This is a genomic window from Bombella pluederhausensis (genome assembly GCF_026385525.1).
In the GTDB taxonomy this organism is placed as follows: domain Bacteria; phylum Pseudomonadota; class Alphaproteobacteria; order Acetobacterales; family Acetobacteraceae; genus Bombella; species Bombella pluederhausensis.
On sequence record NZ_JANIDY010000002.1, the window covers coordinates 315,280 to 327,116 of the forward strand.

The window sequence follows — 11,837 nt, forward strand, 5'->3', positions numbered from 1 at the left end:
CAGAATCGGCACAGATGAATGATGTGCCGTGTGAGGCGAGCGGAAGAAGGACCCCATGCCGGATTATAGCCTTGAAGAACAGTATGATGGGCTTGTAGCCGGTGTGGATGAGGTCGGCCGTGGCCCGCTGGCGGGGCCTGTTGTGGCGGCGGCGGTGGTTTTCCGCAGGCCGCCTTCGGCCTTCTTGGCTGGATTGCTGGATGATTCCAAAAAACTGACGGTCCGGCGGCGGGAAAAAGCCTATGCGGCCCTGCTGGATGATGACACGGTCTGTGCCGCTCTGGGAGCGGCCTCTGTGCCAGAGATTGACCGCCTGAATATCGGGCAGGCCTGTCATCTGGCCATGCAGAGGGCCATGCATCGTCTGGCGGAGGAGCTGGGTACATGGCCGGTCGCTGCCCTGATTGATGGCAACCGTGCCCCACAACTGCCCTGCACTGTGCAGACGGTCGTCAAGGGGGACAGCAAAAGCCTCTCCATTGCGGCGGCGTCCATTCTGGCCAAGGTCGTGCGGGACAGGCTGATGGCTCGTCTTGCTGTTCGGCATGGTGAGTATGGCTGGGAGCGGAATGCAGGTTACGGCACGGCACTTCATCTGACGGGATTAAAAGAGGAGGGGATAACCCTTCATCACAGGCGCAGCTTTGCCCCTGTGAAGCAGATGATCGCAGCAAAGGTTCACGCAGCATGAAAGCGGATATGCCCCTTAACAGAATTTTGCATGGGGAATGTGTGGAGGTGATGAAGACCCTCCCTGATGCCAGTGTGAACTGTGTGTTTGCGGACCCTCCCTATAACCTTCAGCTGCGTGGTGAGTTGCGCCGTCCCGATGAGAGCGTTGTGGATGGTGTGGATGATGACTGGGACAAGTTTGCCGGTTATGAGGCTTATGACACCTTCACCCGTGCGTGGCTGAGCGAAGCACGGCGTCTGCTGCATAAGGACGGGACGATCTGGGTAATCGGGTCCTATCACAATATTTTCCGTCTTGGTGCCATCATGCAGGATCTCGGGTTCTGGATCCTCAATGACATCATCTGGCGCAAATCGAACCCGATGCCCAATTTCCGGGGGCGCCGTTTTACCAATGCTCATGAAACGCTGATCTGGGCCGCCCGTGGGCCGGAGAGCAAATACCGTTTCAACTATCAGGCCATGAAGGCCCTGAATGAAGACCTTCAGATGCGGTCGGACTGGTATCTGCCGCTCTGCACCGGCAATGAACGGCTGAAGAACGATCATGGGTTGAAGCTTCATCCAACCCAGAAGCCGGAAAGCCTGCTGCATCGTACCCTGCTGGCGTCCACCATTGCTGATGATGTGGTGCTGGATCCGTTCTGTGGGACAGGCACTACGCCAGCCGTGGCCAAGAAGCTGGGGCGGCGCTATCTCGCTATTGAGCGCCACCCGGATTACCTGAAGGCGGCAGAAGCCCGTCTGGAGCGGGTGAATGTCCTGCCAGCGGAGCAGTTGGAGGTTACACCGGCCAAGCGGGAGCTACCTCGTATTCCATTCGGTTCGTTTGTGGAAAATGGCAGCCTGCCAGCCGGTACTGTGGTGTATGATCGCCATCGGCGCCTGAAGGCCCGCATTTCGCCGGATGGAACGCTGGTTTCTGGCCAGCATCGCGGGTCTATCCATAAGCTGGGGGCTTTGTTGACGAATGCGGCCTCCTGCAATGGCTGGACATTCTGGTATTTTGAGCGTGATGGCAAGTTCCTGCCGATTGATACGCTACGGCAGGAAACCTACGAGTTGCGCCGGAGTGCGTGATGGATGGAACGCTGAAGAAGGAAAGGTGATGGATGTATGTTTGACAGATATACCGGGCTGGTCATTGCGGCGATTGCCCTAATATTTGCTGGGCTGTTTCATGTCATCATCATGCGTCCGCAGCAGCGTTCCGTTTTCGTGGCCTTCTGTTGGGATGTGCTGGTGTTTCTCATCTGCCTTGTGGGGATTTCCATCATTTATTACAGCGCTCTACCGCTCATGGTCGTTGGCTGAACCAGAGTGTCATGATGTGAATGTAAAAAGCCCTTCCACAGCTTGGGCCGGGAAGGGCTTTTTACATTCTGGAGATTCAGAAGCCTGAGTTAGTGCGTTGCCGTAGCATTGGGCTGATGGGCAGTATGTGACACCTGACGGTGTGCTACAGGGTGGGTAGCGTGCCGCACCGGATGGGACACAGTTTTCTTCTGGGGGACGGGAGCGGCTGATGCTGGACCATTGAATCCCAGAAAGCCCACGGCAGGAATAGGATGGCCACGGTCTTCCACGATAGGAGCGGGGGCCTTTGCCGCAATGCCTGCCTGTCCCTCAATAGAGATATGGCCGTCTTCATCATCATGGCTTGCGCTGGTGATGAGTTTCCCATCCGGGTTATAGGTTCGCAGGGACAGAAGCTGGAACATGATGTCATTACGACCCAGATCAATGGCGAGGTCGAGCGGTGTCTGGTCCAGCACGTTACGGGCATTGATGTCCGCACCACGGCTGAGGGCTTCCTTGGCGCCGATGAGAGACCCACGATTGACGGCATCAAAGAGGGCGGCTGTCGGGTTTACGTCCATGCGGGCATGGCTGTTGTCCCCATTGTCTGTATCGGCTCCGGGAAGGGCAGAAGGCGGAGCAGAACGGCGGGCATCCTTGCGGGCCTGAGCCTGTTTCTGTGCGTCCATGGCATCCTGTTCAGCCTCGGCCTCATCGGCAGACTGTGCATGGGCCCTGTGAGGTATGACCGTGACGGAAACAGCCGCAAGACCAATGGCAAAAGCGAGACGGGGCAGGAATGAACTCAATGGGCGCATGATCGGGAACAGTGCCTTCTCTTCTACCAGCTATGGGGACGGAGCCGAATATATCATCTCAAGCAGTGGCAGGGCCTGTCAATTTCGCAAAAGTACAGGCCACAACACAGGATTATTGCTGTTCTATCGTCCTTCACGCCACCAGCCAAGGCCCATCATGGTAAGAATAAGGATGAGAGCCAGCCATCCCGGTAGAAACGCCGTGCTTGTACTACCTGTGGCAAGAGGGGCTTGATGGAGTGGAAGGCCAGCCCAGTCCGCTCCATGCAGGCTACGGCCTTCCTTTATCTGTTTTATCTCTGGTACGCCGCCGGACCCCAGCCAGAATACACCACCACCAGATTCAGCAACTAATGAGGACAGTCCGGTCGCCGTACTGCGAAGGTCCTGATCTTCCAGCGGGTTGGTGTCTGGCAGGGCAACGGTGGTGTTCAGTTCGCCCTGTTGGATGGTCCATATCTGTCCGGCCTGTTCGGGAAGGGCGGGCAGGGTCATGTTGCCAGACCAGAGGCCTTGATGGTCAGCTTCTGGTGAAAGGGTTAAAGATGTGTGATGGCCATCGGGTCCAATGATGTCGGCTTGCACGTCATGCAGCGGGGTCAGGCTGGTGCGGGTAACGGTTAGGCGCCCTTGTTCGATATGGGCATCTAGCTGGTTTTCTTCCAGTTCTGGCTCTTTCATCAGCCAGTGGGAGAGGCGGCGCAGCAGCTCAGCCTGCGGGCCGCCACCTTTTTCCCCACGGGACCAGAGCCATATCTGGTCAGAGAGCAGCATGGCCACACGGCCCTGTCCTCGTTTGTCCAGAACAAGCAGGGGCGCACCGGACGGTGTGGCAAGCAGAGTACGCCCCTGTGTCTGATCGGTACGGAGCATTCTATACCATGGGCCCCAGTCTTTTCCCCACGGGCCATTTTCTGGCAGGGCCTGCGTGACGGGATGAGATAGTCCCAAAGCCGTGCGTTTTGGTGAGAAAGGCTGTGAAATGATGGCATTATCAGCCGGAATATGGGCCGGAAGGACAGAACCAACAGGCGTATCCTGCAATGTGCCCGGCTGTGTCATCTCCGGCCCGCCGACAACGAGCAGCCCACCTCCCTTGCGGACATAGTTGGCGATGTTCTCCAGATAGCTTTCCGGCAGGATGTTCTGATTGCGGAAGCCATCAAGAATGATGAGGTCAAAACTATTGATCTTCTGAGCGAACAGCTCATGAGTCGGGAAGGGGATCAGGGCGAGATCGGAGAGGGGGGTGTCATCTTCCGTATCTGGGGAGCGCAGAATGGTGAAGTGGACCAGATCAACGGATGGATCTGCCTTCAGCAGAGTACGCCAGACACGGGCGCCCTGATTGGGCACGCCGGAAACCAGCAGAACCCGCAGCCTGTCCCGTACGCCCTGAAGCCGGATGATCGTGCTGTTGTTCCGCAGGGAAGCTTCGCCCGGTAGGGGGGATGCTGTGAGTTCTTTCAGGGTGATCCCCGCATGGGTGACGGGAACATCCAGTTCCACAGGCTGGCCGCTCTGTGTATGGGTTAGGACGTTTGTCTGGCCATCCGGCTGATGCTCCAGAATATCTACTGGTTGACCGCCAGAGGTGCCCAGATCATCAACCTGCACACGGATATGCGCCGTCTGACCGATGATGACATAGGGTGGCGCAGTGAGCACCCTCAGCCGCCGGTCTGTTTCTTCCCCTTTGGCGGAGAGCAGGAGATGCAGGGGAATGATACGGCCTGTTGCATCCTTGAGGGACGGCGGAAGCTGGCCGGGAATGTCATGGTCCATCCCGTCCGTGAGCAGGAAAATACCTGCCGGATTGTTCAGGGACAGGGCAGCATGATCCATGGCTTCAAAGAGGCGTGTGCCCTGTCCGTTCCCACCCGGCACGTCAAGCTGATGGAGTGTCAGACCGTGCAGTGCCTGCCCCTGTTTCATCAGGGTGGTGCGGGCCTGTTGCACGAGCTTCTGCCGTTCTCCAATTTCCATGGAAGGGGACATATCCACCACGAGGAGCGCATCCTGTGGCTGGGTCTGCATATGTGGGTGCGTCAGGCGGGGGTTAGCCAGCCAGAGCAGCCCCAGAAGCAGGGCACCTGTCCGCCAGAGAACACCTCGGCTGCCTCGGGTGGCTCCATACAGCCCCAGCAGCAGGGAGAGAACGGCCAGCACGATCAGCAGCCAGAGAGGAAGAAGGGGCGCCCAGATGAGGGACTGAAGAATGCCCGTCATGGTGCCTCACTTTCATCTGTTCCATCCGTGCCGCTATCGTCTCCGTTTTTGAGGCGTTTCAGCATTTCAGGGTAATGGCGCTGGTCGTTTTTATAGTTGCCTGTCAGTGCGTAGATGATGGTGTTGAAGCCAAAGCGGTACGCCAAGGTACGCTGGTTTTCGCCATCGGGGATGACGGCAAAAGGATGTTCCCCATTTGAATCAACGGCCCATGCATGCGCCCAGTCGGCATTGCCGATGATGACAGGGCTTACATCCTCGCTCTCATCATTACCCTGCCGGGCCACATAAACAGGCTGCCCAGCAATCCGACCAGGGAAGTCATGCAGCAGATAGAAGGTGTGGGAGAGGGTATGCTGTTCATTGAGGGTGGTGAGGGGCGGGATGGGCAGCCCCTCGGTTGCGGCCTTGAGAGCCGCACGGGTGGCGTGACCGTCTGTGCCGTCCATGTCGCTTCCGGCTCCCATCTCATCAATCAGGATCATGCCATTATGCTGGATGTAGTTTTTCAGGGCGGCCCGTCCGGCGTCATCCAGATGGGTTCCGGGTGTAATGGGCCAGTAAAGAAGTGGATAAAAGGCCAGATCATCCTGTCCCGGTATGATCCCTACGGGGCTGTCCAGATGGGTGGTGCTGCGCTGGTTGAGAAAGCGGGTCAGCCCTTCCAGTCCCTGCTGGACAGCATCATCCGTGGCGCTGTCGCCTGTCTGGATGTGCGCCAGCCGGATGGCCAGAGCGGCGGGCGGAACGGTCTGCGGGGCTGGTGACGTCTGGTCTGTCGTGGCGGCCTGCAAGGGGGTTACGCCCAACAGGCTGAGACCCAGCACGAGGGTGGCCCGCCGTGAAAAACGGAACAGACCGAAACGGGCAAGGGACAGGCAGAGGTCAAGCAGGATCAACCCCAGCGCTGTCAGCATGAGGGCGGGCCAGAGCGGACGTTCCAGCACGGCCTGTCCCGCAGGCTTGACCTGACCAAGGGGAGCTTCGTCAACCAGCGGGGGCTGATGGTCCGACAGATTGAGCGGGTAATGTTGAGCCGCTCCCCCATAGAAACCGGCAGGATGAAGCGCATCAACGGATTGTTCTGATGCCCTGAGAAGGGGCCGGACCGCAGGAGAGGGAGGAACGAGCGTTTTATCGGTCTTCAGTATCCGCCATGGGGCAAGGCTATCTGATGCGGCATGAGCTGCATCATCCTTTTTCTGGAGGACGGGCGTGTGGGTAATGAGACGTTCCATCATCTGGGGGAACAGGCCGGAGAGAGGCAGGCTGGACCAGTCCGCCGTTGGCGTGATGTGAAAGAGAACGATAAGGCCGTTCCCTTCCTGCCGGACTGTTACCAATGGCGTGCCGTCCGTCAGAGTAGCCCAGACGTGATGAGATAGATCATCTGTAGGTTGGGCAAGAAGCTGCCGGGAGATGGTGGCATCATCCGGAATGGTCAGCCCAGTGAAAGGTGTGTCCGCCGGGAAAGGCGCCAGTTTCTGTGGGTTGCCCCACGACATCGGGCCGCCGAGCTGCCGCATGCCAGAGAGCAACGGTACGGGGAGAAGGGCGGCTTCATCCTCTTTCATGCCCTGTTGGCTCTGATGGGCAAGGTCTGGTCCAGCAAAGCGGATCAGGATACCGCCTTTACGCACCCAGCCGAGCATGTCACCCAGTGAGGAGCCGGAGAGGGTTCCATCTGTGGCAATGATGATGTCGGGATGGCGGGGTAGTAGGCTGTCCAGAGACCCTTCCTGATAGGGGGTGATGGCTTGTATGGCTCGTGTCAGATAGAAGTTGCTGCCTGTCAGGGGTGTATCATCGCCGCTCGTGCGGAGCAGGCCCACCCGGTGCTGTTCTGCTTTGCCGGGTAGAAGAACCATACCCGCTGGACCGGGAACGGAGGGAAGGCTGAAGGCATCGAGATAGTCCGAGTCAGGCAGGGCTAGCCAAGTGCCGGTGGGGAGGGTACTGTTGGTCTGTGTGGTGAAGTGCCCGTCTTTTTCCAGTCTCATGCCCAGCAGGCGGAGTGTCTGTTTCGGGCAGTCAGGAAGTGTTTCTGCTTGTGCGGTCAGCTGACGACTCTGCCGGATGGACAGGCGGATGAGATCGCAGCGGGGCCAGCGTATGTCATCAGTGCGATGGGCAGGGCGCAAGGCTGTGCGCAGGGCGTCATCGCCTGTCTGGGCGATACCGTCAGACAGGGCGATAATGGTGGTATCGTGCAGCTCTGGCGTCAGTTCCTGTATCTGCCGGGCGAGAGCCTGCCGGTCTGCGGGCCATGGATGAGGGGAAAGGCCGGTGAGGAACTGGTGCAGGGCCGTGCGGTCGGCTGGTCTGAAGGGGCGAGGCATATGGCCATCTGAATCTGGTGTATTCAGGAGCAGGGTGATATGCCCGCCAGAGCGGAGTGTGGCTTCCCCAAGAGCAAGGGCATTCTGTTTCCGTTCGTCCCAGTGAGGGATGGCAGACCAGTCATTATCCAGAATGAGGACCAGCTTCTGCGGTATCTGGGTATTCTGTTGGGGAATATAGAGCGGGCGGGAGAAGGCCAGAACAAGCAGGGCCAGCGCTGCTATCCGTAGGAGCAGAAGCCAGAGCGGTGTACGAGCAGCATCCTGCCGAACGGGTGAAAGTGTACGGAGCAGGATGAGGGATGGAAAACGCTGCTGCCGGGGTTGTGGTGGAATGGCCCGGACCAGCCACCATAAGGCAGGCAGAACAAGCAGGAACAGAAGCAGGTAAGGGGAAAGAAGAGTCATGCCCGCCCCCGTAGGAAGTGATGACAGTCCGCCAGAACAGGCAGGGCTGGCTGGTTCGTGACATGGAAGCGGAAGAACGGTTTCAGGCTCGGTCCGGCTGTTCTGAGCTGGTCGAAATGCGCCGTCAGGCGGGCCTGATAGGCGTCATGCAGGCTTTCCGTAGCGGGAAGGGTCAGTTCCGGTTCGTTCTCGCAGCTGGTGAACTGGACAGACCCGCTGAAAGGTAGATGACGCTCCTGCGGGTCCAGCACAGCAAGCAGGGCAGTGCGGCCGGGATGGGTGGTCAGGCGGGCAAGGCAGTGCTGCATCACGTTGTCATTCCAGAGGAAGTCACTGACCAGCAGGAGGGTCGCATGGGGTGGGATACCGGCAAAATTGGGTAAGGCTGTTTCTGAGGGAAGCTGCATAAGGGCATGAGCCAGCTTAGGCAGTGCCTGATGACCGGAAAAGCGGGTGCGTGAACCGGGAAGACCAATAGTTTCCCCGCCTAACAGGGCCGCCTGCCCAAGGGCGAGGGCATCGCTCAGTGCTGTTCTATATTTGCTGGGTAAGGAATCAGACGACCGCCAGCGCATGGATGCAGAGGGATCAACCCAGATGAATAGTGACCGGGGTGTGTGCTGTTCCTGTTCCCGCACCCAGAGCAGTTCAGGCTCTGGTGAACGGGCGGACTGCTTCCAGTCGATGAGGGAAGCCGGTTCTGTCGGCTGGTGGGGGCGGAACTGCCAGAATTCATGCCCATCTCCGGCTCGCCTGTTGCCATGCGGTCCGCTGCGCAGCTGTCGGGCCAGCCCACGGGCGGACAGGACCAGCTCTGGCAGAGAGGCAAGTTGCGGGGACGCATCATGCTCCTTACGGGAGGTGAAAAGCCGCTGGAAGAAGGAGGGGGATCTGGCCATGTCCGCTTTCTGAAACCGCCGTGATGGAGCAGGGCTTAGCCGAGGCGCTTCAGTTGCCCGGCGATAAGCTGTCTGGCATCTACGCCCTGCGTTTGGGCAGCAAAATTGATTCCCAGACGATGCGCCAGAACGGGCTCAGCCAGTATACGGACATCTTCCAGTGATGGGGAAAGCCGCCCGTGCAGCATGGCCCGTGCCCGGCTGGCAATCATCAGGGCTTGAGCGGCACGGGGGCCGGGGCCATAATCCAGTGCATTGCGGACTTCGTCACTGGCGGTTTCATCCTGCGGGCGCAGGCCCCGGACAATGTTCAGAATGGCCTCAATGACCGTTTCTCCCACAGGCAGGGTGCGAACGAGCTTCTGGGTCGTGAGGAGGTCGGCAGTGGAGAATAGCCGTTCGGGTTTCCGCTTTGTGGCTCCGGTTGTCTGGAGCAGCATCCGCCGTTCGGCATTCCGGGCGGGGAAGTCCAGCGGAATACGCATCATGAAGCGGTCCAGCTGAGCTTCCGGCAGGGGGTAGGTGCCTTCCTGTTCAATGGGGTTCTGGGTTGCCAGAACATGGAAGGGCTTTGGCAGGGCCCATGTCTTGCCCCCCTGCGTGACATGCCCTTCCGCCATGGCCTGAAGCAGGGCGGACTGGGTGCGGGGGCTGGCACGGTTGATCTCATCGGCCAGAACAAGCTGGCCAAAAAGCGGGCCGTGGAGAAAGCGGAAATGCCGCTTCCCTTGTTCATCCTGTTCCAGAATTTCCGCCCCGGTGATGTCGGAAGGCATGAGGTCCGGCGTGAACTGGATTCGGCTGTCTTCAAGCCCCAGAACATGGGCGCAGGTATTTACCAGCAGCGTCTTGCCCAGACCGGGAGCTCCGAGCAGCAGAGCATGTCCCCCGCCCAGCAGGGTCGTCAGGACGTTCTCGATGACCGCCTCCTGACCAAGGACGATCTGGCCGATTTCCTGCGTGAGCGCTTTTAGCCGGGGGGCCAGCCCATCGAAGGTAAGGACGGTTTCGTCATGGTGAAGTGCCTCACCCTGAGGGGAGGCTGAGCCGGATGCGGAAGGGTTCTGGGTCATTACAGGTTCTGAAACAGAGGATTAGGGGCTTTTAACAGGCCGGGATCATCCCCAACTCTGGGGCAGGCGGGTAAGCTACCATGTAAAACCCTCCTTGAAAAAGGGAGTGTTGCAGGAAAGTGGCGCACCCATGTGTGACCTGCCGGTATCTGGTTCTGGTCTGACGGATGATGGACTGGTGGTTATGTGTAGCGAGGCAGCAGGGAGGATATCATGAGCATCAAGCCTTATGAGAGACCGATACCCCCTCTTGAAGGGCCGGATGAGGCCGTGATGTCCGAGGATGAAATGGTCATCCATCTGCCTTTCCATATTCGGCGTGATGGGACGTGGCTGTATCGGGGCACGCCCATCCGGCGCAAGGCCATGCTCTGCCTGTTTGCTTCCTGCCTCGACCGGGATCATCAGGGCCGGTACTGGCTGCGGACACCGACCGAGGCAGGGGTCATTCAAGTGGATGATGTGCCATTCCTCGCTGTGGAACTGGATTTCAGGGGTTGTTCGGAGCGGAATCAGACGCTTTGCCTGCGGACTAATCTGGATGAAGTGTTCTGTGTTGATGCTGAGCACCCCCTGTTGTGCGACTGGGACCGTCCGGCTGACGGGGCGATCGTGCCTTACATCCATATGAGGACGGGAGCCGGTGGCCAGCCCATTCTGGCCCGCATCAGCCGTGCCGTGCTGTTCGAGCTGGCGGCTCTGGCTGTTCCGGGCTGTGTGGGCGGGGAGCCGTGTATGGGGGTCTGGAGCCGGGGGATGTTTTTCCCTCTGTCCCGCCTGCCGGATGATACTGTGGATGATATTGAGGAACCATGCGAGTGACTGCCCTGAACCCGGAGCCCGCTATCCTGTTGGCAGCTTTGTCTGACATTCCGGGTCATACGGGGCTGGACCGTATCTGGAAGGCTCTGCCACAGGCCCGGCTGGTGGGGGGCTGCGTGCGGGACCTGCTCTGTGGCCGTGAAGTGCATGACCTCGATCTGGCCAGTCCCTTCCCACCGGAGGACGCCCAGAAACGGCTTGAGCAAGCTGGGGCCAAGGTGATTCCAACTGGTCTTGAGCATGGAACTATTACGGCGGTGATCGACCATCATCCTTATGAGATCACGACCCTGAGGCGTGATGTCAGTACCGATGGTCGCCATGCGGTCGTGGCGTGGACGGATGACTGGAAGGAAGACGCCCAGAGGCGGGATTTCACAATCAACGCCATGTCGTTGGATCAGGACGGGCAACTCTACGATTATTTCGGTGGTCTGGATGATCTACGGGCAGGGCATGTTCGGTTTGTCGGTCAGGCGGCACAGCGTATTGAGGAGGATGCTCTGCGGTGCCTGCGTTTTTTCCGCTTCTTTGCCCGTTATGGTCAGGGCGAACCAGACAAGGGGGCCTGTCAGGCCATTGCCCGGCTGAAAGATATGATGACCCGTCTTTCAGTTGAGCGTGTGGCGATGGAGCTGCTGAAAATCCTGTCCGGACCACAGCTTCTACGGACGCTGGAGTTGATGGAGGAAACAGGCAGCCTTGCCGTGCTTCTGCCGCATCATGCGCCTCTGTCGGCTCTGAAGCGCCTGCTGGCCTGTGGTGATCCGTCCGAGCCACTGCACAGGTTGGCGGTTCTGTACCCGCCCGGTGGCGCTGACGGGCAGGGACTGGCCGAGATCGGTGCCTATCTGAAGCTTTCCAATGAGAGCCGGGCCGTACTGGCGGCTCTGGCAAAGCCGAAGCCGGAACTGGCAGCCACACTGGATGATGATGGGTTGAGGCGGGTTCTTTTCCAGCAGGACAGGTCCATTCTGCTGCTGTGGAGCTGGCTGGTTCAGGCGAGAGAGCTGGGGCGGCCTGATGCTGGATGGGATGAATTGCGGCAGCGTCTGGAGGCATTGGAGCAGCCCGTATTCCCTCTGGCGGGGCGGGACTTGATTGTGCTGGGCGTGAAGCCGGGGCCGGAAATGGGCCAGTGGCTGAAGAAGGTGCAACATTGGTGGCTGGAGCAGGGATGCCGCCCCGATGCTGAAGCGTGCCGGGACTGGCTTACCGGGCAGCTTTCACCCCGGTAAGGAGCCTGCTAGAACGGCC

General features: G+C 59.3%; 10 protein-coding genes. 5 read left to right on the plus strand and 5 right to left on the minus strand.

What is annotated here, in order from left to right:
- Window positions 1-55: 55 nt before the first annotated feature.
- Genes NQF86_RS06085 through NQF86_RS06095 form a run of 3 tightly spaced genes read left to right on the plus strand, consistent with a single transcriptional unit; the run spans window position 56 to window position 2,007 of the window.
- Entirely contained in the window at window positions 56-691 is a 636-nt protein-coding gene (locus tag NQF86_RS06085; RefSeq protein WP_266116728.1) for a ribonuclease HII, read from the plus strand.
- The gene (locus tag NQF86_RS06090; protein ID WP_266116729.1) at window positions 688-1,773 is read left to right on the plus strand and encodes a site-specific DNA-methyltransferase; all 1,086 of its coding nucleotides are present in this window, start codon (window positions 688-690) and stop codon (window positions 1,771-1,773) included. The genes NQF86_RS06085 and NQF86_RS06090 overlap by 4 nt, the downstream gene beginning before the upstream one ends.
- A gap of 36 nt (window positions 1,774-1,809) precedes the next feature.
- On the plus strand, window positions 1,810-2,007 hold the full coding sequence (locus NQF86_RS06095) for a hypothetical protein (RefSeq protein ID WP_266116730.1): 198 nt from the start codon (window positions 1,810-1,812) through the stop codon (window positions 2,005-2,007).
- 89 nt (window positions 2,008-2,096) lie between these two features.
- Here the strand turns inward: NQF86_RS06095 and NQF86_RS06100 are convergent, their stop codons facing one another.
- The 5 genes from NQF86_RS06100 to NQF86_RS06120 form a co-directional block, all read right to left on the minus strand.
- The gene (locus NQF86_RS06100; RefSeq protein WP_266116731.1) at window positions 2,097-2,810 is read right to left on the minus strand and encodes an ankyrin repeat domain-containing protein; all 714 of its coding nucleotides are present in this window, start codon (window positions 2,808-2,810) and stop codon (window positions 2,097-2,099) included.
- A gap of 123 nt (window positions 2,811-2,933) precedes the next feature.
- Window positions 2,934-5,039 carry a glutamine amidotransferase gene (locus NQF86_RS06105; RefSeq protein WP_266116732.1) on the minus strand — a complete coding sequence of 702 codons (2,106 nt, stop codon included), beginning with the start codon at window positions 5,037-5,039 and terminating at the stop codon, window positions 2,934-2,936.
- Complete coding sequence (locus NQF86_RS06110; RefSeq protein ID WP_266116733.1) at window positions 5,036-7,786, minus strand: DUF4159 domain-containing protein; 2,751 nt, start codon at window positions 7,784-7,786, stop codon at window positions 5,036-5,038. Before NQF86_RS06110 ends, NQF86_RS06105 begins: the two co-directional genes overlap by 4 nt.
- Window positions 7,783-8,685 carry a DUF58 domain-containing protein gene (locus NQF86_RS06115; protein ID WP_266116734.1) on the minus strand — a complete coding sequence of 301 codons (903 nt, stop codon included), beginning with the start codon at window positions 8,683-8,685 and terminating at the stop codon, window positions 7,783-7,785. The genes NQF86_RS06110 and NQF86_RS06115 overlap by 4 nt, the downstream gene beginning before the upstream one ends.
- Before the next feature lie 35 nt (window positions 8,686-8,720).
- A complete protein-coding gene (locus NQF86_RS06120; protein WP_266116735.1) occupies window positions 8,721-9,758 on the minus strand; it encodes an AAA family ATPase in 1,038 nt (345 codons plus the stop codon).
- A gap of 273 nt (window positions 9,759-10,031) precedes the next feature.
- Between NQF86_RS06120 and NQF86_RS06125 the strand changes: the two genes are divergently transcribed.
- Together NQF86_RS06125 and NQF86_RS06130 are read left to right on the plus strand one after the other, a co-directional pair.
- On the plus strand, window positions 10,032-10,580 hold the full coding sequence (locus NQF86_RS06125) for a DUF1285 domain-containing protein (protein ID WP_266116805.1): 549 nt from the start codon (window positions 10,032-10,034) through the stop codon (window positions 10,578-10,580).
- The gene (locus NQF86_RS06130; RefSeq protein ID WP_266116736.1) at window positions 10,571-11,818 is read left to right on the plus strand and encodes a CCA tRNA nucleotidyltransferase; all 1,248 of its coding nucleotides are present in this window, start codon (window positions 10,571-10,573) and stop codon (window positions 11,816-11,818) included. The genes NQF86_RS06125 and NQF86_RS06130 overlap by 10 nt, the downstream gene beginning before the upstream one ends.
- Window positions 11,819-11,837 lie beyond the last annotated feature (19 nt).